The following is a 19777-nucleotide window of genomic DNA, read 5'->3' on the forward strand; positions in this document are numbered from 1 at the left end:
AGCTTTTTTGTTGTAATAATTATATTTTGTTTTGAACAAAGTAAAGAAATAAAGCGAAATTTATTTTATTTCTTTGTACCTTTACTTTTGTATGGTTTTGCAGCTTTCTTTTTCGCACTTGATTGCCAACGGTTCCATCCTTTACTTCCTGTACCTTGTCCTACACCTTTTTTCGGTTTTGCTTTCGTTTTACTCATATGATCACTCCGTTATATAAAAAATCTGATTTGATAATAGCCAATGTTTTAGAAAAATACTATCGATAAATGACTATGTTTGCTTTAAGTAAAAACAAACTGCTTGAATGCTATAGTATATCATGAAATTGCGAGTAAACTGAAAGGAATTACAAATAAAATGAAAATAATAAGAAATACTGCGGATTCTATTTTTCGAACGATCACATTACTGGTTGTGTATATGTTAGTTTCAGTTAGTGAAATGTTTTTTGGATTGAAGAGACAAAGGAAATAAAAATGTTATATTAAGAACAGTCGGTAAAGACATAAAATAAAGAATTGAAAAATATTTTAAAACTTTTTGTTGACTTTATCTATTTTTTGTATAGAATAATCATTAATAAAATGTTTCAGAGATGTGACAATAAAACGACTATGAAAGGACGAGTAGTAGTAGGATGTAGTTTAAGCGAGTCAGGGGCGGTGTGAGCCTGATACGAAGCCTATTATGAAGAACCTCCTGGAGTCGCTAACCGAAATCCTTTATAGGAAAGTAGACTTAGCCGGGAACTTCGCCGTTACAAGAAGAACAGTATCGAGATTTTTTCATCTCCGTACTGTATAAGTGAGCAACCTCTGTTGCTAATTTGGGTGGTACCGCGGAACCAAAGTCTTTCGTCCCAGTTTTTTGGGAAAGAAGGGCTTTTTTTATTGGCTTTTTTCCACAACATCCAAACATTTTAGGAGGAAACCACCATGTATCAATCATTAATGACAGTAAGAGAGACTCAAATCGCAATTAAGGAAGTTAAAACATTTTTCGAGGATCAATTAGCAAAACGCCTTGAACTATTCCGCGTATCTGCACCATTATTCGTAACGAAAAAATCAGGATTAAACGATCACTTAAACGGTGTAGAACGTCCAATTGAGTTTGATATGTTACATTCAGGAGAAGAATTAGAAATTGTGCATTCACTAGCGAAGTGGAAAAGATTCGCATTACATGAATACGGATATGAAGCTGGTGAAGGTTTATATACAAACATGAACGCGATTCGTCGTGATGAAGAACTTGATGCAACACATTCCATTTATGTTGACCAATGGGATTGGGAAAAAATCGTTCAAAAAGAATGGCGTACTGTCGATTACTTACAAAAAACAGTACAAATAATTTATGGAATATTCAAAGAATTAGAAGATCACTTATTTGAAAAATATCCGTTCCTTGGAAAGTATTTACCAGAAGAAATTGTTTTCATTACTTCTCAAGAACTGGAAGATAAATATCCAGAATTAACACCGAAAGATCGTGAACATGCAATTGCGAAAGAACACGGTGCAGTCTTTATTATTGGAATTGGTGATGCACTCCGTTCAGGTGAAAAGCACGATGGACGCGCATCCGATTATGATGATTGGAAATTAAACGGTGACATTTTATTCTGGCACCCAGTACTACAAGCTTCATTCGAATTATCATCAATGGGAATTCGTGTTGATAGTAAAGCACTTGATGAGCAATTAACGAAAACTGGTGAAGACTTCAAACGTGAGTATGATTTCCATAAAGGTATTTTAGAAGACGTACTACCATTAACAATTGGTGGTGGTATCGGCCAATCAAGAATGTGTATGTACTTCTTACGTAAAGCACATATCGGTGAAGTTCAATCTTCTGTATGGCCTGACGATTTACGTGAAGCTTGCAAGAAAGAAAACATTCATTTGTTTTAATATAAGTGAGAGGGAGAGTAGCTGTGGAATAAGAGCTACTCTCCCTTTTTTACTTTGACGTGAAAAAAGTTATTTTGAATGAATATAGATCGTTTTTTCAAGGGAAAGAGCGAAAGGGTATATGTAATAAGAAATAAGAAGAGTCATTTATATTTCCTAGGAAAGGGTATAAAGAATAATTTAATTGTTTTATAATGATCTTCGGATATCGATAACAAGATAAAAAGCTGTCTGCATAGATTTTTAAAATTCTATGTGGACAGCTTTCTATTTATATAGGAAGGAAATAGATTAATATAATTTGTTGTAAGTTTTACTGGCGGAAATTAAATCATTTGCACTAAAGGCTCAATTTTCGCCATAAATGATTGATGGAGTGCTTCAACGCCATCTACTAAGTGAATACGGTCAATGACAACTGATACTTTAATTTCAGATGTACTTACCATTTTAATATGAATACCGCCTTCTTTTAAAGTAGTGAACATATTCGCAGCAACTCCCGGGTTAGATACCATACCAGATCCTACAATTGATACTTTCGCTAAATGATTTTCATGTTCTACAGATTCATAGTGAAGTGCCTCTTGATTTTGTTCTAACACTTCTAATGTTTCTCTTAAATCATTAGAATGAATCGAGAAGGAGAGGTGAACAGTTCCTTCATTTGTAATACTTTGAATAATAATATCTACATTAATATGTGCCGCTGCTAATGTAGAGAAAACTGTTGAAAGTGCACCTTGTTCTAATCCTTTAATTGTGACGCGTGTAATATTATCCTCAAATGCGATACCTTTAACGATTGATTGTTGTTCCATGTTACATTCTCCCCTTACAATTGTTCCGTTTTCTTGTTCCATGCTTGATCTTACTTCTAAAACGACATTATGATTTTTAGCAAATTCAACAGCGCGTGGGTGTAATACGCCAGCACCGAGATTTGCAAGCTCTAACATTTCGTCATAAGAAATTTCATCTAATTTATAAGCATCTTGTACAACTCGTGGATCAGTCGTATATACGCCTGACACATCCGTATAAATATCACATTTTTTTGCTTTTAGTGCGGCAGCTAATGCGACAGCAGTCGTATCGGAGCCACCGCGGCCAAGTGTGGTAATTTCATGTTCTTCACTTACTCCTTGGAAACCAGCTACTATAACAATCGTGCCATCAGCAAGATAGGATTGAATACGACCAGTATTAATGTCAGTAATCCGTGCACTACTATGTACAGATTCTGTCGTAATACCAGCCTGCCATCCTGTTAATGAAATTGCGTTATAACCTTTTGTTTGTAGTGCCATTGTTAATAATGAAATGGTTACTTGTTCTCCTGTAGATAGGAGCATATCCATTTCACGTTTACTTGGATTTTCAGTAATAGCGTTAGCAAGTGCTACAAGTTTATCCGTACTTTTTCCCATTGCTGAAACGACAGAGACAATACTATGTCCTCGTTCATATTCTTCAATAATTAAATTTGCTACATGTTGAATGCGTTCGACGCTTCCGACAGAAGTACCGCCAAATTTTTGTACAATCGTTTCCATTACGAATTCCTTCTTTCGTCCATTTTTAAGAATAGGTTAGGACATATACAAATCCCAATATTCCTGTAGTTACCAGAGAGAAAAACAAAAAACACCATCTCAAATAAGTGAGGATGGTGCTGTTACAGGAAAAGGGAAACAGAAAACGGAGCTAATAAAAAAAACCGCCAAAAAAGGAATATCATAAAAATGATATCTCTTTTTTGTAGATAGCTCTTCATACGTACACGTCTGTACATATGACAGTTCTGTTTCTATTCGAAAACAGCCCCAATTGATAAATGCAGAGAAATTTATCAATTTCGGCAACACTTCCTTTCCTCTAAGATCATAGACATCTCTGTGTCTCCTTTAGAATACTTATAAGCGTTGCAACCTCTATCTCACGTTTTAGGCGAGAGTGTATGATTTATGAAGTTGTTGGTAACATTTGTTTTATAATAATTTAAATTTTTCAGGGAATCAAGTGTTTTTTGTATTTTTTTGAAATTCTATCTTTTTATTAAATTAGTTTGTGAAAAACGTAGCAAAATAAATTCGTTGCATGTACATTAAAAATATAGCGCATGGGAGGTGGAAGGATGGGCAAGAAAAAGCCTATTTATGTAGCAACAAAAATGAACACAAAAATGAAGAAATTATGGGAATATACGCAAGAGCCGGACCTACATACAAAGTGGGATGCCCGTTTTACGGAAATCTCGTATTTGGAGAAAAAAGAGGGGGAGCCGCAGAAGTTTTTATATAAAACGAAGATTGGTTTCGGGCTTGAAATAGCCGGAGAAGGGGAATCGATAGGTGAAATAAGAAAAGAAACTGGAGAGCGCATTTCCTCTTTGAAATTTTGGACAGACAATAAGCTATCACTTATACAAATAGGACGAGGTTATTGGAAGTATACCCCGAATGGAGAACATATTCATTTTGAAACGCAATATGATTATGATACAAGGTTTGGTCGTATAGGGAATGTGATAGATTCATATATTTTTCGTCCGCTATTAGGTTGGGCAACTGCATGGAGTTTTGATGCTTTAAAATTATGGTTAGAAAAGGGACTTCATCCTAAGTTGCTAATTAGAAGAACGATGACGTATTGGCTCGTTTGCTTTTTAGTTGCTTTCGTATGGTTATATCAAGGGATTGTACCGAAATTGATGTTTACTCATTCAGAAGAAGTAAAGATGCTTTCTGCGCTAATCGGATCGAATGATAGTAGTATTTTTATACTTAAAATAGTTGGATTTTTAGAAATAATATGGGGTGTTATGTGGCTATTGCCATTTCAAAAACGAAAGTTGTTTATATTGCATATTGTTATGTTAATAGGCTTAACTATAGTGGCAGGAGTTACGAATATCACAAGTTTTACAGAGCCGTTTAATCCGATTACATTAAATTTTCTTCTAATAGGGTTATCGATTGTCGGTTATATGAATAGCACTAATTTGCCGAGTGCAAAAAATTGTAAGAGGACGAGAAAGGGATAAGTATATGGTTAATATTTATGAAAGATTATTAGGGGATTCTTATAAAAGGCTTCATCCAAAATTGCAGGAACGATATGCGATAACAAAGGGAAATAGCTTTATTGGGGAAGGGGAAATGGATGAAATTTATGGAGGATCTTTTTTCGTTAAATTAATATTAAAAATTACATCGAAGTTCCGTATGTTTTTCTCTGAGCGAGGGCAAAAAGTTCCGTTTGTGATACATAATACCGCTGAGCGAGATGGACAGGGGAAAGAATTTGTACGGTGGAATCGTACTTTTTATTTTCATAATAAGAAAAGATATTTTAACGCTGTTATGAAGTTGGATGAAGAGAATAATGAAATTGTAGATTATTTTGGCGAACCGCATATACTCGTTTCTACGTTGAATTTTTATATTGATGAAAAAGGCGGGATGCATATTTCTTCAAAGAAACAATGGTTTTTTATGTTTGGAAGAAAAATACCGTTACCTAGATTTTTATACGGAGAGGCAAAAATTGTAGAAAGTTATGATGAAACACTACAATGTTTTCGAATTCATGTACAAGTACGAAATCCGTTAATTGGTTCGTTATTTTCATATAAGGGAACATTTGTGGAAAGGGAATAAACGATATGAAAAATATACTATTTGGGCTTGTTTGTTATATTATATTTCTAATATACGAGTGGTCGAATGTAAATCCTGTTGAAGCAATTATATTGTTATCTATCTTATTATTTATACCGATGTCATTTTGTATTATTGACAAAGAAACAAGAAATGGAACGTATTTATTATTTTATAAATTTGTATCGTTTTTATATCCAATTGCAGCAATCAGTGCAATGCTAGCTTTCGTAACAAATCACTATTTCTTTGCGCTACTTTGGTTTGCATATACAGGAATCGTTGCATTATTTGGTATAAGTAGATTGCTAGAAAGAGGATGGAAGCCGTTAGAGGAAGCAGCTATAGATAGTGCTTTTATTTATTTGTTTTTAGGTGGTTTTTGGTTTTTTGCTTCTGTAGCAAAATTCCCCATTATGTATTTTAGTTCTGACATAGTTTTACTCACAGCTGCACACTTTCATTACTCGGCATTTCTATTGCCGTTATCAGCTGGTTTACTTGGAAGGAAAAGAGAACGGGGAAGTAAGTTATATGACGCTATTATGTTTATCATCGTCATTTCTCCAATGACAGTTGCGATAGGAATTACGTATTCGAGGGTGTTTGAATTTTTTGCAGTGTTCATATATTTATGTGCCATATACGGATATGGAGTTTACGTGTGGAGAACGAAATTTAATGCTATAAGTACAAAGATTCTCCTTACTCTTTCATCCAGCACACTTATGGTAACGATAATGTTTTCACTCATATATTCATACGGGAATTTCAAACAAGTAATGACGATTACAATTGCACAAATGGTTTGGATCCACGGTGTTGTCAATGGAATTGGAGTAGCGTTACCAGCATTTGTCGGCTGGATGATTGAAAAGAGTGCTCCGAATTATAAATATTACGGGAAACCAATGAGCAGGTTAAGAGGAAATGCGACAGTTGGTGAAGCATTTTTACATAACAGAAATTTAATAGATAACAAGGAATACAAAGGTTTAGTTGATAAAATGAATGATTTTCATAGTGAGGCATTTGACGCGACGAAGATTCCTTTAAGTATTATTTGTTTTTATGAAAATACAAAAGAGTATGAGTTACAATCGCATATTAAATGGACTCGTTGGTTTCGCCCGCTTGCATTTTGTTATGAGAAAATGAGTAAGCGTGTAGGACAAATACATTTAGGAATGGGCGGCAAGTGGGAAACTATGCATGGCTCTATCATTGGGGTAATAGATGAGAAGGATGGAAGAGAGAATGTAAGGGCTTGGCTAAGAAAAAATGAAGCAGGAGAATCTATTTTTGTAGCTCTTTACTCAAAACATACCCATGAGGATGAGAAATACATGAATATCGGATTACCTTTACCATATTCGAATATGACGGGGATTTTGAAATTATGTAATAAGAATAAAGATTTAATCATTACTAGTAAGTTGAGAAGAAATGGTAAGGGAGATGAGGGGATTTATTTACATACTCGTTTCTTTACAATACGTTTACCATTAGCAGAGACTTTTATTATTAAAGAGAGCACGGATCAAATATTAGAAGCTAATCATAGAATGTGGATATTTGGAGTTAAGTTTTTAGAAATTGATTATGAGATTAAGAAAATAGAGGAGAAGTAAGAAAAGCTTGGAGAGATTCCAAGCTTTTTTACGTATGCGTAATTGTCATCGCAACTTGTTTATCCAAGTCTCGGTCCCAAACACGTTGAATTTCAAACGTACCTTTTTCAAAAAATAATGGGAATCTCTCTTTAAACCAATCTTGCATAGGAAGATTTAGTGCTTCATCAATGGGTACCCATAATAATTCGCCTTCAGGAGGATTCAAAAGGAGTTCACCTTCAAATGAATCTGTCCAATAGTTAAATACCATATATCGAACATTTTCCTTAGGATTTACATATTCGTCTAATCCCTTGAAAATTAAATTAGAAACGTGGAGTCCGGTCTCCTCTTTCGATTCTCGTATAGCAGCTTGTAATATGCTTTCTGGGAAATCTACTTTTCCACCAGGAGCTATGTAGCCAGGAAAACCTCGATGGTCGGGGCGTTTTATAAGTAAAGCGTCATTATTTCGCTGGATCATACACATTGTATAGATGCGGTGCTCGATGTTATGAGAATTTTGAGGCATAATAATGTATTCTCCTTTATCTTTTCTTGATAATTTTACCATAACGTAATAGTTTCTTATATAATTAAAAATAGAATATTATTAATTTTCAGTTATTAATTATAAAGTCTATAATCATTTGAAAAGAGGAGAGAGATATGCAAGGAGAAATACCAACAGAGAAAAATTTAAGTTATGTCGGTAAATTGTTATTGCCAGTTAAAGCGTCACCACATTTTAAATTTTTATGGATTGGGTATGGCTGCTTCTGGTGCTGGAGCTGTAATTGCAGCGCTAATTTTTGGTGGGAGGCAGCAGTGGCATAAGAGAGGATTACTTGCGTATGGCGGTGTGTTAATAAGTGGAATGGCACTATTAATTATGCCTTTCGTTTCTTGGGCACCTGCCTTAATTGGATTAATGGTAATTGAAGGATTCGGTATTATGATATTTGGGCTCATTTGGGAAACAAGTTTACAAGAGCTTGTACCAGAAGAAGCATTTGGAAGAGTGGCAAGCCTTGATATGTTAGGTTCATTTGCTTTATTGCCATTAGGATATGTGGTTGTAGGCTGGTTAGCTACTGTAATAGGTGGAAAGATAACAATTATAACGCTAGCTATTTTAGTACTCATAACAATTGGAATGGCATTGTCTGTACCAAGTATTCGGTGGTTCGATTGATCATGTAGGCTAAAAGGGGATATGGTATATGACTATAGAAAACCTAAACGATTTAGTAGTAGCAGAGTTGGGATGTAAATACGTTTTGGAAGAAAAGGTATTTGAAGCAAAGAATTTTACGGTGTATATTGCGACTTCTATAGAAAATAAAATGACATATAATCGATTCATCTTAATTAAGCATTTATCTAATGAAGTGCCTTCCGTACATGTTTGGGACAAAAAAATTTGTGTAGACGATACAAAAATAGATATTGCAACAGAAGTGACAGAAGCAATTCAATCTGGTTTTGTAAATAAAGAGTAAGCCCTAATCAAATTAGGACTTACTCTTCATTAAACACAAATGTTTGTTTCATTTGTTTACTCTCATGTACTGGATGGCCGTTGTAAGAGAAATTCTTTTCTTCCCAAGTAATGACGATTTTAAAATTATGGCTATTAAAGTCTAATGGGAATACCATGTAGTCAAAGCTTGTATGACTTTTTGAAACGTTGTTATTTGATGTAGTAGGATTAAAGGTAGTTTTAGATGTAGGTGTGTTATCAAGTATTTCTACGGATACATTTGATACATCATTACCAATATTTTTTAAGAGTAAACTATACGTATCATATACACCTTGTTTTGGCTGCACCGCTAGCTTGTTTGAGTTATGAGATTTGTCAATTTCGATATACCACTGTTTAGACTTTGACGCAATTGGTAGTGATTGAAATGTGTATGCGCTAGCTTGTATTGGTAGTGCTAAGCATATAAGGACGAAAAGAGATATTATTTTTCGGTTCATTTTGAAAAACCCCCATTCTTTAACAAAGTTATTTGTTATTATTCGCTCTGTTTGAGAAAACATACCATATAATGTAAGGGGATAGGGGTATGAGTCTCGGCTTAGGAATCATTATAGTATTTGCTACGGTTATACTTGGCACGTCTGCTTAATAGCTGGTATATACGCGATCCATATGTTGATACACATCAAATCTAGTCAGAGTGAATTGTAAGGGAGAACATTATATTGAAAGTACTAGTAAGCACGGGGAGTAGTATTTTTCTACAATTATTATTTTTGTATATATTTATTTCGGGTGTTTTATTGGAAGTTAATCCTTGGTATGCGGTATTTGTATATATATAATTGTAGCAATATTAAGTCTTTTCTTTGGGATATATTCGATTGTTCGTTCTGTAAGAAAAGGTTCGAATGCTATTTTTCTAACAATATCGGTTGGAGTTGTAACGTCGTTATTTGCAATATTAATTATCGGCTTTACAGTGTTTGCTTATTTTTTACCGGAAGCAGGTATTCCGCTGGTAATTAGTTTGTAGTATAAGTGGATGTGTCAAAAGATAAATGCTATTAAAGTGATATATTAAGGGGAATTAGATAAGGAAGCTGTGTAGAGATTTTTCTACACAGCATTTTTTGTGTCTAGCGTTCAATTACATATGTTTGTTGGTACGTATATATCGCCTTTGTATCAATTTATTAAACTGAAGATGGAGAGTCCCACGTATGAATCAAAAGAATAATAATATGAAAAAATTACCAATAAATATGTTAAAATAACATTGTCATATAACAAGGGGGATTCGTTTGATGGAAAAAGAGCATCTTGCTAAAGTAGATTTAACGAAAAGAATTGAATCAAAATCTAAGTACAATAAGAAACTCGAAAAATATCAAATGCGCTTATTAGCACTACAGCAAATTTTAAAAGAAGAGAAAATAGCTGTTATGCTCGTTATGGAGGGTTGGGATGCAGCAGGTAAAGGCGGAGCGATTAAGCGAGTGACTGAACATCTTGATCCACGTGGATTCCAAGTAAATCCAATTGGCGCGCCTGCTCCTCATGAAAAACGGTATCATTATTTGCAACGTTTTTGGCGGAAACTTCCTCAGTACGGGCAAATTACTATATTCGACCGTTCATGGTATGGGCGTGTATTAGTTGAACGTGTTGAAGGCTTTGCTACAAACGAAGAGTGGACGAGAGCGTATGATGAAATTAATGATTTCGAAAAACTATTAACAGATGATCATTACATAATAGGAAAGTTTTTCTATCATATTAGTAAAGATGAACAGTTAAAGAGGTTTACAGAAAGAGAGAACAACCCTCTTAAAAGATGGAAAATTACAGACGAAGACTGGCGAAATCGTGAAAAGTGGGATGAGTATGTTGAAGCAACGGAAGAGATGTTTGAAAAAACAGATAAGCCGAATGCGAAATGGCATATTATTGCGAGTAATGATAAACTATACGCCCGTTTGAAAACATTAAAAGTGATTATTTCATTAATTGAGGAGTATTTCTTAGAACATAATATAGAATTACCTTCTTATTATTATGAAATAAAAGAAGGTAAGAAAAAGGAAATTGAATCCGTGCAAGAAGTAAAGGTTAAAAAGTAAAGTTTGTATAGGGACTACCTGGTAATTTGTGTTAATCAAATTACCAGGTAGTTTTTATTTAGAAACATTTTACAATTTTTGAGAAAAGGTATATAATCAACAATCATATTAACATTGTTAATATGATTGTTGATTATATACTATACGGGGGTCTTAATTTGAAGGGAAGAGATGTTGTTTTAGGCTTATTAATGCAAAAAGAATTATCTGGTTATGATATTAAAATCGTTTTTGAAGACGTATTTACTCATTTTTTTGATGGAAGCTTTGGAATGATTTACCCAACGTTACGTCAGTTGGAAAAAGAGGGGAAAATAAAAAAAGAGGTTATCATGCAAGAAGGGAAACCAAATAAGAAAATGTACTTTATTACAGATGAAGGGCGTGAAGAGTTTTATCAATACATGCAAACGGATGTAGAGAAAGATGTTTTACGTTCAGATTTTTTAATGAGGATGTATTTTGGTAATTATAGTGATGGTGAGACAATAAAAAAATGGATTGAAGACGAAATTGAAAGGAAAGAAGCGTACATTGTGGACCTTCGCTTGAAATATGAAAAATGGAGAGAAGGTATTACGTTTGTTGAAGAAATTTCGCTTGATGTAGGTATTGCAACATATAGTGCACAAGTAGAAACGCTGAAGAGAAAGTTAGAGCAGTTAGAAGCGAAAGAAAATAATAAAACAGAAGAATGAAAAATGTGTTCAAAATAAATAAAGGGGTAGATGAACATGGAGCAACCAAGGGGACTAAAAATCGTCTTTTTAATGTGCTTAGGTATTTTTCTTTGTATGATTGATACGACAATTATGAATATAGCTTTACCGGCAATACAATCAAGTGTAAATACTTCGTTAGAAAAGATGTCTTGGGTATTAAATGTATATACAATGACTATTGCAGTACTCGCAATTCCGCTAGGACGGATAGCTGATATTTTTGGAAAAGCAAAGATGTATATTCTTGGTTTGGTAATTTTCGGTGGTGGGTCAGTACTTTGTGCTTTTGCTAATACAGGTGACTTCCTTATTTTTTCTCGTTTTATACAAAGTGTTGGAGCAGCAATTTTATTTCCGACAAGTATGGTAATTGGTGTATCAGCTATGCCGTTAGCAAAGAGGCATGTTGCACTTGCTATTTTAGGAGTAACGCAAGGATTGTCAGCTGCACTTGGTCCGGTAATAGGCGGAATTATTACGCAAAATGTAGGATGGAGATGGGTGTTCTTCGTCAATGTTCCGATTTGTATTCTGGGAATCATTTTATGCTGTATTATGTTACAAGTAAAAAATGAAGAACGTATTATTTCAAAAATTGATTGGATTGGACTTATATTAAGTAGTTTAGCGATTTTTTCTTTTACTCTCGTATTAGTGAAAGGCAATACGTGGGGATGGCAAAGTAATATCGCTTGGTCTTGTTATGCCATTAGCACTATTTCTCTTATTCTATTTGTTTTAGTGGAACGAAAGATTCATAATCCGATGGTGAATTTAAAATTATTTAAAGATCGAATGTTTGTAGGAGCGTCTATCGTTGTTGTATTAAGTAATTTATTTTTAATCGGAGTAACTGTGTTGCTTCCAACATTCTTGACAAAAATACAATACCGAACGGAAATTGAAGCTGCTTTTTTAGTGACACCTATTTCAGCGATGATATTTTTTGTCTCACCGGTTGCAGCAACTTTAATTAAAAAATTTGGAAAAGTAACTATTATTTTGTCAGGGTTTCTTGTTATGGGTCTATCCTACTATTGGTTGCAAATGATTGGCGTCAATTCAACAAATATAGAAATTATTACTCCGTGTATGATATTAGGTGTTGGATATGGTTTAGTAGTGGGACCAATTACAGTTTTAAGTGCATCTTCGTTTGAAGGGGAATTATTAACTGCTTCTCAAAGTGTTGTATCGATGTTACGGCAAGTTGGAATTGTATTAGCGGTTGCAATATTTGTATCTAATTTAACTCACAATCTAACAGTAAATAAAGAGAGTGTCTATCGTTATGCGGAAGAAAAAGTGCGGAATATTCATGTGAATAATGCCGAGAAAGCTGAGATTTTACAAATGACTAAAGAGAAAATAGAGAATCAAAGTTTAGAGTCGAATATAAATCAGGAACAAAATGAAATTACGATGGGATTAAGTAAAGAGAAAAAGGAAGAATTGATTCATAAAAAGACGGATGAAATATTAAGCGGGATTCCAGTAGAATATAGAGATATAAAAAGAGAAGAAACTACGAATCAAGTAACAAAAGAGGTCGAAAAACAAGAAGAGAAAATAAAGAAAGAAATACTCGTATTTTCAAATGATGTGAGTCAGTATGCTCAAAATAAGATGGCTATGAGTTTTACTGATTTATATAAAGCGAGTGTTCCAATCATTTTAGTTTGTGCTGTAGTAAGTCTGTTATTTTTGGAAAGGAAAACTTTAAGTAAGAAAAGAGAGGAAAGAATAGTAGGGGAATTGTAAGGAAAATAGGCTAAATATGAATTGCATTCTAAGTATGGAACGTTAGCAGTCAAAAAATTTTCTAGAGTTATTTTGGGAACTCCTCGGTAATGGGCGAAACGTAAACCGTGGGGTTCTTTACATGGATAAATAAATTTTAGTGTTTTAAATTTGGGGGTTTTATTGTTCTATAGTACATTAACAAGAGGTATTAGTTTTATAGAGAGGGTGAGGAAATGATAGATACAGCAGATGCTTCAATAAGTAATCATATGTATACACGAGAAGATCAACAAAAATTATATAAACGAACGTTAATAATCGTAAGTATTTCACAAATGTTTGGCGGAGCGGGATTAGCTGCTGGAATTACAGTAGGTGCACTTCTTGCGCAGCAAATGCTTGGAACAGATGCATATGCAGGATTACCGGCTGCTATGTTTACATTGGGATCTGCGGTAGCAGCTTTCATAGTAGGAAAGCTTTCACAACGATATGGACGCCGGGTAGGACTTGCAACAGGTTTTATGGTAGGGGGACTTGGGGCTATTGGTGTTGTAATGGCAGCTTTAACAAATAGTATTATTCTCTTACTTGTTTCTTTACTCATTTATGGTGCGGGTACAGCTACGAATCTACAAGCTCGTTATGCGGGTACAGATTTAGCGAATGAGAAGCAACGAGCAACTGCTGTTAGTATTACGATGGTTATGACGACTTTCGGTGCAGTAGCGGGGCCAAATTTAGTAGGTGTAATGGGGGATTTTGCTCATTCGATTGGAATTCCTGAACTAGCTGGTCCGTTCATATTATCGGCAGCGGCATTTATACTTGCGGGTCTTGTCCTTTTCGTTATGCTTCGTCCGGATCCGTTAATTATTGCTAACATAATAGAAAGATATAAACAGGAACATACATATAAAGGACAATCGGTAACTAATGAAACGTTAGAAAATAAAAGGGGCATTACCGTCGGAGCAATCGTTATGATACTTACTCAAGTAGTGATGGTTGCGATTATGACTATGACTCCAGTACATATGGGACACCATGGTCATGGACTAAGTGAAGTAGGGCTAGTCATTGGATTCCACGTAGGGGCAATGTACCTTCCATCACTTGTTACAGGAATTCTTATTGATAAAGTTGGTAGAACAGCGATGAGTATTGCTGGAGGGGTGATTTTACTCGCAGCTGGTGTCATAGCTGCGATAGCACCGAGTGATTCTTTAATACTATTAATCGTTGCTCTTTCTTTACTCGGATTAGGATGGAATCTCGGATTGATTAGTGGTACAGCACAAATCGTTGACTCCACAACTCCTTCTACACGTGCTAAAACACAAGGGAAAATAGATGTTTTTATTGCGTTAGCCGGAGCTTCAGGTGGAGCGATGTCAGGAATGGTAGTAGCTAATTCCAGTTATGCGGCATTATCATTAGCGGGAGGCTTGTTAGCATTATTGCTAATTCCTGTTGTGATGTGGTCTCGGTTAGGTAAAAAAAATTCATGAAATTAAAAAGAGGTTCTAGTTATTTCCTAGAACCTCTTTTTAATTCGTTTAACTTAAATCCCACTCCACAATAAGCCCTAAATGCGTAAGTCCACCACCAAATCCGTACAGCAAAAGTGTGTCTCCGTTATTTAATCTTCCTTCTTTTCTAGCTAAATCTAAAGCGAGTGGAATAGAGACGGAAGATGTATTCCCCATATCTTCCACACTCGTTAATGTTTTTTGAATAGATATTTTTGATTTTTCGCAAATAGATTCAATCATTCTTAAGTTAGCACTATGTGGTATGAACCAGTCTATATCATTTATTTGCAAATTTGCAGTATGTAATAGTTCTTTTATGCCGTATGGTACTGTTCGTACAGCCCATTTATATACTTCTCTTCCATTTTGAACGATTTTTTCACTTGTTTGTAGTGGTGTGCCATTCATAGTAGTAGATAAGTTTGTTCTGTATAGTTGAATGCCACCGTCACCGTTTGTTCCCATGTGAGCAGCGATAAAGCTTGGTTTGTTTTCATCTCTTTCTAATAAAATAGCTCCAGCGCCATCACCGAACAAAATACAGGTCGTTCTATCGGTGTAATCAGTAACTTTAGATAATGTCTCTGTCGCTATGACGAGTACTTTTTGATGTAATCCAGAAGTGATTAAGCTATTACCGACATGCAGTCCGTATGTGAAACCAGCGCAAGTTGCATTTAAATCAAAAGCTAGTGTATGAGGTATGTTGAAGTATTGTTGTATTTGGCAAGCAACACTAGGAAAAACATAATCAGCAGTAGTTGTAGCGACGATGATACAGTCAATATCTTCTAAGTTTTTCTTATATGTTGTAAATAAATTTTCGATGGCTTTAATGGCTAAGTGTGAGGAGTATTCGTCTTCGTTAGCAATTCTTCTTTCTTTCATGCCTGTTCTTTGTACAATCCATTCATCATTCGTATGGACCATCTTTTCTAAATCGTTATTAGACAATACTTGATCTGGAACATAAGTACCAATTGCGGTAATACGAGATTTAGAATTCATAGGGACATCTCCTAATTTTTATTTTTATAACCTGATACTAATATCAGGTTATAAAAATGTCAATAAAGACTTTTATTGTATGGAAACGATAATGTTTAATTTACTCTGGAGGAATTTGGCGAGTAGCTTAAAAATAATATACGAGAAGCTTTTGAAATTGATAATGAAGGGAGTGGGGCTCCTTGAAAAGAATTTTGCGCATGTTGCCTGTTGTCATTATTTGTAGCTTTATTCTTATTGTTTTTCCAGATAAATCTTATGCTTGTGACTGTATTAAAAAATCTCCAGAGGATGCATTTCAAAAAAATGATGTGGTGTTTGAGGGGATAGTAATTGAGGTTGGAAGGAAAGAAGGGATTGGAACTGAAATTTTATTTGAAGTGAAGAATATTTGGAAAGGGACAAGTTCTTCGCAAATTATTGTATATACAAATGGTGGTGATTGTGTGTTTCACTTTGTAGAGGGAGGAGAGTACTTAGTATATTCTTCTCAAAGAGGATCAGAAAAACAATTACACACACATAGTTGTAGTAGAACGAAGAGATTAGATGAGGCAGGGGCGGACAAAGTGGCTTTAAGTCAATTTGCAAAAGAGTCTCTTCCAACGAAGAAAGTGGATTTAAAAGGGGAGATGGTGAGCGGTTTCAGTTGGTGGCGAGTTGCTATCATTTCCATGGGTCTATTATTGATAATTACTTTTGTTATTTTTATTGTGAGAAGAACTCGCGAAAAATGACGATTAAAGTAAAAATACAAAGATTTTCTTTCTGTGTCTATAGGTGGTTTCATCTTGTGAAAGCGAATTACTTATGCTACACTTTATGTAACTTAAAATGAACGGAGGGGCTTCCTTTGATCTTAATCAGATTACGTCTCAATACTTTGTGCCGATAATTGAATAGCGCTCAAAGGCTCTGTCTGTGTACAGAGTGAACGGGATTGGTCTGCCTATTTTAAAGGAACCCTTTATTAAGCTTATATGTGAAAAAGAGGGAGGGACGAATACGCCCTCTTTTTGTTTTGCCTTTATAAATAGAATGGGATAGTATAGGTGAACACTTGTTGGATACGTATACTATCTTGGGGCTTTTTGACCATGTATAGGACGAAAGCACTGCTTTCTTCTATTTCTTTGGTGAACCCTTATCCGTTTACGAAAACACAGGCAGTGACCTGTGTTTTTTATTTTGCGTAATCGAAATGGAGGAATAAATATATGGAAGAATTATTACAAAGAGCAATATTAGTTGGAGTGAATTTAGGTAAGGAAGCTGATTTTGCATATTCGATGGAAGAGTTAGCAAATCTTACGGAAGCTTGTGATGTGGAAGTAATCGGTCAAGTGACGCAAAATTTACAACGAGTAAATCCGTCGCATTATATTGGAAAAGGGAAGATTGAAGAAGTAGCAGCGTATGTGAAAGAAGCAGATGCAAATATGGTCATCTTTAATGACGAATTATCTCCTTCACAAATTCGGAATTTAGAAGAAGATTTAGATTGTAAAGTAATTGATCGTACCATTTTAATTTTAGATATTTTTGCGCAACGTGCGAAAACGAAAGAAGCACAGTTGCAAGTAGAGGTGGCCCATCTTCAGTACATGATGCCTCGTTTAATCGGTCTTCGTGAATCTTTAGGAAGACAAAGCGGGGGAGTTGGCACGAAAAATAAAGGTGTCGGTGAGAAGAAGTTGGAATTAGATCGTCGTAAAATTGAAGAACAAATTGCGGCTCTAAATAAAGAATTAGAAGCACTTGTTGCGCAGCGCCAAACGCAGCGTAAACAACGTAAGAAAAATGAAATTCCAGTTGTGTCATTAGTAGGATATACGAATGCAGGTAAATCAACGATAATGAATACGATGCTTGAAATTTTTAATGGTACTGTAGAGAAACAAGTATTTGAAAAAGATATGTTATTTGCGACGTTAGAGACATCTGTACGAAATATTGATTTGCCAGATAATAAATCATTTTTATTAACGGATACAGTTGGATTTGTAAGTAAATTACCGCATCATCTTGTGAAAGCATTCCGTTCAACGCTAGAGGAAGTGGCGGAAGCAGATTTACTCATTCACGTCGTAGATTACTCAAATCCCAATTATGAGCAATTAATTGATATTACAAATGAAACGTTAAAGAAAATTGGCGTGAAAAATATCCCGACGATTTATGCATATAACAAATCAGATTTGATAGATGTTGAAATTCCAAAAGTGCAAGAAGATCGCGTTTATCTATCTGCGAAGAAACATGTTGGAATTGAAGAACTTGTAGAAATGGTTCACTCACACATTTATAAAGAGTATACGAAGTGTGAAATGTTAATTCCATATGATCAAGGGCAGGTAGTTTCATATTTCAACAATCATGCACACGTTTTATCTACGAGTTATGAAAACGAAGGTACGAAAATGGCACTAGAATGTAAGACGAGTGATTACGAGAAGTATAAGCGTTTTTCTATTTAATAAAAAAGGCGATCCTAATATGCTTTAGGGTCGTCTATTTTTTCATAGTTGCAAGCCTTCCTTTCGTCCTGCCTTAGTATAAAAGAAAATACAGAGAGTTCATATAAATAAATCCGACAAAGCATATAGAAAAAATATATTTTTTTACAAGTTGAATTTCTGGAAATAGAAACGAAACCAGTATAGAATAGAAATGTTTCAAAACTCAGAATTTATTACACTTACTGTAATAAATATATATTTTGTACAGGAAGGAGAGGTTCGTATATGCAGGCAGTTTCACAAAAAAATACAGTAGAAACACCGACAATATATCGAATATTATTTGCGATTAGTTTCGGGCATTTTTTAAATGATTCGATGCAAGCGGTTGTGCCGGCGTTGTTTCCTATTTTGGAAAAAACGATGAATTTATCCTACATGCAAGTAGGGTGGATAGCGTTCGCGTTAAATATGACGTCATCGATTATGCAGCCGGTTTTTGGTATGTATTCAGATAAGAAGCCGTCACCATTTTTATTACCACTGGGTATGTTTTCGAGCATGCTTGGGATGATTGGGCTCGCGTTTGCCCCGAATTTTATTATTGTTATTATTTCTGTTTTATTTATTGGATTAGGTTCCGCAGTCTTTCATCCAGAAGGTGCCCGGGTTGCTTATATGGCAGCAGGTGCCAAACGTGGTTTAGCACAAGCGATTTATCAAGTGGGAGGAAATACAGGGAATTCGCTAGCACCTATTTTTACAGCGCTTATTTTCGTTCCACTAGGTCAAATTGGTTCTCTAGGTTTTACTGCTTTCGCAGCGGTAGGGATTGTATTGTTACTTTTTGTTTCAAATTGGTATAAAAATGAATTAGCGACTGGTGCTGTAAGAAGGAAAAAGAGGGCTGCACTTGAGGCTGAAAATGCGATTGTAAGTACGCACATTAAATTTGTTATTATACTTCTTGTTTTTCTAACATTCGTACGTTCTTGGTACGGTGCTGGTATCGGGAATTTCTATCAATTTTATTTAATAGAGCATTACGGTTTATCGATAAAAAATGCACAGTATTTCGTCTTTGCTTTTATGATTGCTGGTGTATTAGGTACTTTCTTTGGTGGTCCGCTAGCGGATCGATTCGGTAAGAAAAAGATCATTGTCTTTTCGATGCTCGGTTCAGCACCGCTTGCACTATTGTTACCGCACGTTTCTCTTATGTGGGTTGTACCGTTGTTTTTATGCATCGGATTTATTAGTTCTAGTAGTTTTAGTGTAATCGTTGTATATGCACAAGAACTTGTTCCAGGTAAAGTTGGAATGGTATCTGGATTAATTGTCGGCCTTGCGTTTGGCCTTGGAGCATTAGGTGCTGTAGTTCTTGGGAAATTGGCTGATATGTATAGTCTTCAGTTTATTATGCTATTATGTAGTTGTTTACCATTAATTGGACTAACTTCATGGTTACTGCCAAATGATAAGAAAACGATAGAATAGGAGATGC

17 protein-coding genes, 3 pseudogenes, 1 riboswitch and 1 other annotated feature are annotated in these 19777 nt (G+C 35.0%); of the genes and pseudogenes, 15 read left to right on the forward strand and 5 right to left on the reverse strand.

Going from position 1 to position 19777, the window contains the following annotated elements; all coding sequences use genetic code 11:
- Positions 1-65 precede the first annotated feature (65 nt).
- The gene (locus MHB76_RS08780; RefSeq protein ID WP_000047589.1) at positions 66-197 is read right to left on the reverse strand and encodes a DUF3934 family protein; all 132 of its coding nucleotides are present in this window, start codon (positions 195-197) and stop codon (positions 66-68) included.
- 408 nt (positions 198-605) lie between these two features.
- Positions 606-865 (forward strand) — a binding site (T-box leader).
- Between the two features lie 70 nt (positions 866-935).
- Between MHB76_RS08780 and asnA the strand changes: the two genes are divergently transcribed.
- The gene (gene asnA, locus MHB76_RS08785) at positions 936-1919 is read left to right on the forward strand and encodes an aspartate--ammonia ligase (RefSeq protein ID WP_078173117.1); all 984 of its coding nucleotides are present in this window, start codon (positions 936-938) and stop codon (positions 1917-1919) included.
- 47 nt (positions 1920-1966) lie between these two features.
- Positions 1967-2056 (forward strand): annotated as a pseudogene (locus tag MHB76_RS08790) (helix-turn-helix domain-containing protein); the annotation flags it as partial.
- A gap of 189 nt (positions 2057-2245) precedes the next feature.
- On the opposite strand, the gene MHB76_RS08795 reads toward MHB76_RS08790, so the two are convergent.
- Positions 2246-3475 carry an aspartate kinase gene (locus MHB76_RS08795; protein ID WP_078173118.1) on the reverse strand — a complete coding sequence of 410 codons (1230 nt, stop codon included), beginning with the start codon at positions 3473-3475 and terminating at the stop codon, positions 2246-2248.
- 202 nt (positions 3476-3677) lie between these two features.
- Positions 3678-3864: riboswitch (Lysine riboswitch) on the reverse strand.
- Between the two features lie 192 nt (positions 3865-4056).
- Here MHB76_RS08795 and MHB76_RS08800 point away from each other — a divergent pair.
- The 3 genes from MHB76_RS08800 to MHB76_RS08810 are packed head-to-tail and all read left to right on the forward strand — an operon-like array spanning position 4057 to position 7212.
- Positions 4057-4965, forward strand: coding sequence for a DoxX-like family protein (locus MHB76_RS08800; protein WP_078173119.1), 909 nt, complete (start codon positions 4057-4059; stop codon positions 4963-4965).
- Positions 4966-4969: 4 nt separating this feature from the next.
- Complete coding sequence (locus MHB76_RS08805) at positions 4970-5581, forward strand: DUF4166 domain-containing protein (protein ID WP_078173120.1); 612 nt, start codon at positions 4970-4972, stop codon at positions 5579-5581.
- A gap of 5 nt (positions 5582-5586) precedes the next feature.
- A complete protein-coding gene (locus tag MHB76_RS08810; protein WP_078173121.1) occupies positions 5587-7212 on the forward strand; it encodes a YndJ family protein in 1626 nt (541 codons plus the stop codon).
- A gap of 28 nt (positions 7213-7240) precedes the next feature.
- Here the strand turns inward: MHB76_RS08810 and MHB76_RS08815 are convergent, their stop codons facing one another.
- Positions 7241-7726, reverse strand: a complete 486-nt coding sequence (locus MHB76_RS08815; protein WP_002148930.1) for an 8-oxo-dGTP diphosphatase — start codon at positions 7724-7726, stop codon at positions 7241-7243.
- 225 nt (positions 7727-7951) lie between these two features.
- Here MHB76_RS08815 and MHB76_RS08820 point away from each other — a divergent pair.
- Both MHB76_RS08820 and MHB76_RS08825 read left to right on the forward strand, forming a co-directional pair.
- Positions 7952-8389: pseudogene (locus MHB76_RS08820) on the forward strand (MFS transporter); the annotation flags it as partial.
- Positions 8390-8417: 28 nt separating this feature from the next.
- A complete protein-coding gene (locus MHB76_RS08825; protein ID WP_002158391.1) occupies positions 8418-8696 on the forward strand; it encodes a hypothetical protein in 279 nt (92 codons plus the stop codon).
- Positions 8697-8715: 19 nt separating this feature from the next.
- Here the strand turns inward: MHB76_RS08825 and MHB76_RS08830 are convergent, their stop codons facing one another.
- Positions 8716-9180: a hypothetical protein gene (locus MHB76_RS08830; protein WP_340986239.1), complete on the reverse strand. Its 465-nt coding sequence runs from the start codon at positions 9178-9180 to the stop codon at positions 8716-8718.
- Between the two features lie 228 nt (positions 9181-9408).
- On the opposite strand from MHB76_RS08830, the pseudogene MHB76_RS08835 reads away from it, so the two are divergent.
- The 5 genes and pseudogenes from MHB76_RS08835 (at position 9409) to MHB76_RS08855 (ending at position 14782) form a co-directional block, all read left to right on the forward strand.
- Positions 9409-9719: pseudogene (locus MHB76_RS08835) on the forward strand (alpha/beta hydrolase).
- Positions 9720-9990: 271 nt separating this feature from the next.
- Positions 9991-10806, forward strand: coding sequence for a polyphosphate kinase 2 family protein (locus MHB76_RS08840; RefSeq protein ID WP_078173124.1), 816 nt, complete (start codon positions 9991-9993; stop codon positions 10804-10806).
- A 158-nt stretch (positions 10807-10964) separates the two neighbouring features.
- The gene (locus MHB76_RS08845; protein ID WP_078173125.1) at positions 10965-11504 is read left to right on the forward strand and encodes a PadR family transcriptional regulator; all 540 of its coding nucleotides are present in this window, start codon (positions 10965-10967) and stop codon (positions 11502-11504) included.
- Positions 11505-11540: 36 nt separating this feature from the next.
- Positions 11541-13289 carry an MFS transporter gene (locus tag MHB76_RS08850; RefSeq protein ID WP_078173126.1) on the forward strand — a complete coding sequence of 583 codons (1749 nt, stop codon included), beginning with the start codon at positions 11541-11543 and terminating at the stop codon, positions 13287-13289.
- A gap of 215 nt (positions 13290-13504) precedes the next feature.
- Entirely contained in the window at positions 13505-14782 is a 1278-nt protein-coding gene (locus tag MHB76_RS08855) for an MFS transporter (protein WP_078173127.1), read from the forward strand.
- A gap of 48 nt (positions 14783-14830) precedes the next feature.
- Here the strand turns inward: MHB76_RS08855 and MHB76_RS08860 are convergent, their stop codons facing one another.
- Positions 14831-15814 (reverse strand): ketoacyl-ACP synthase III, encoded by a 984-nt coding sequence (locus MHB76_RS08860; RefSeq protein WP_078173128.1) that lies wholly within the window; start codon positions 15812-15814, stop codon positions 14831-14833.
- A 182-nt stretch (positions 15815-15996) separates the two neighbouring features.
- Between MHB76_RS08860 and MHB76_RS08865 the strand changes: the two genes are divergently transcribed.
- The 3 genes from MHB76_RS08865 to MHB76_RS08875 all read left to right on the forward strand — a co-directional run bounded on the left by MHB76_RS08865 (position 15997) and on the right by MHB76_RS08875 (position 19770).
- The gene (locus MHB76_RS08865) at positions 15997-16551 is read left to right on the forward strand and encodes a cobalamin biosynthesis protein CbiN (RefSeq protein ID WP_340986242.1); all 555 of its coding nucleotides are present in this window, start codon (positions 15997-15999) and stop codon (positions 16549-16551) included.
- 480 nt (positions 16552-17031) lie between these two features.
- The gene (gene hflX / locus MHB76_RS08870; protein WP_078173130.1) at positions 17032-18291 is read left to right on the forward strand and encodes a GTPase HflX; all 1260 of its coding nucleotides are present in this window, start codon (positions 17032-17034) and stop codon (positions 18289-18291) included.
- Positions 18292-18558: 267 nt separating this feature from the next.
- Entirely contained in the window at positions 18559-19770 is a 1212-nt protein-coding gene (locus MHB76_RS08875) for an MFS transporter (RefSeq protein ID WP_002118205.1), read from the forward strand.
- Positions 19771-19777: the final 7 nt, after the last annotated feature.

The sequence above is a fragment of the Bacillus sp. FSL M7-1345 genome, assembly GCF_038006985.1.
GTDB classification, from domain to species: domain Bacteria; phylum Bacillota; class Bacilli; order Bacillales; family Bacillaceae_G; genus Bacillus_A; species Bacillus_A cereus_U.

Bases quoted from the DNA above. Each gene is read 5' to 3' on its own strand.
- MHB76_RS08860 (WP_078173128.1), bottom strand. From the start codon at position 15,814: ATGAATTCTAAATCTCGTATTACCGCAATTGGTACTTATGTTCCAGAT.
- MHB76_RS08850 (WP_078173126.1), top strand. From the start codon at position 11,541: ATGGAGCAACCAAGGGGACTAAAAATCGTCTTTTTAATGTGCTTAGGT.
- MHB76_RS08815 (WP_002148930.1), bottom strand. From the start codon at position 7,726: ATGCCTCAAAATTCTCATAACATCGAGCACCGCATCTATACAATGTGT.
- MHB76_RS08855 (WP_078173127.1), top strand. From the start codon at position 13,505: ATGATAGATACAGCAGATGCTTCAATAAGTAATCATATGTATACACGA.
- asnA (WP_078173117.1), top strand. From the start codon at position 936: ATGTATCAATCATTAATGACAGTAAGAGAGACTCAAATCGCAATTAAG.
- MHB76_RS08840 (WP_078173124.1), top strand. From the start codon at position 9,991: ATGGAAAAAGAGCATCTTGCTAAAGTAGATTTAACGAAAAGAATTGAA.
- MHB76_RS08810 (WP_078173121.1), top strand. From the start codon at position 5,587: ATGAAAAATATACTATTTGGGCTTGTTTGTTATATTATATTTCTAATA.
- MHB76_RS08875 (WP_002118205.1), top strand. From the start codon at position 18,559: ATGCAGGCAGTTTCACAAAAAAATACAGTAGAAACACCGACAATATAT.
- MHB76_RS08800 (WP_078173119.1), top strand. From the start codon at position 4,057: ATGGGCAAGAAAAAGCCTATTTATGTAGCAACAAAAATGAACACAAAA.
- MHB76_RS08795 (WP_078173118.1), bottom strand. From the start codon at position 3,475: ATGGAAACGATTGTACAAAAATTTGGCGGTACTTCTGTCGGAAGCGTC.
- hflX (WP_078173130.1), top strand. From the start codon at position 17,032: ATGGAAGAATTATTACAAAGAGCAATATTAGTTGGAGTGAATTTAGGT.
- MHB76_RS08825 (WP_002158391.1), top strand. From the start codon at position 8,418: ATGACTATAGAAAACCTAAACGATTTAGTAGTAGCAGAGTTGGGATGT.
- MHB76_RS08830 (WP_340986239.1), bottom strand. From the start codon at position 9,180: ATGAACCGAAAAATAATATCTCTTTTCGTCCTTATATGCTTAGCACTA.
- MHB76_RS08780 (WP_000047589.1), bottom strand. From the start codon at position 197: ATGAGTAAAACGAAAGCAAAACCGAAAAAAGGTGTAGGACAAGGTACA.
- MHB76_RS08805 (WP_078173120.1), top strand. From the start codon at position 4,970: ATGGTTAATATTTATGAAAGATTATTAGGGGATTCTTATAAAAGGCTT.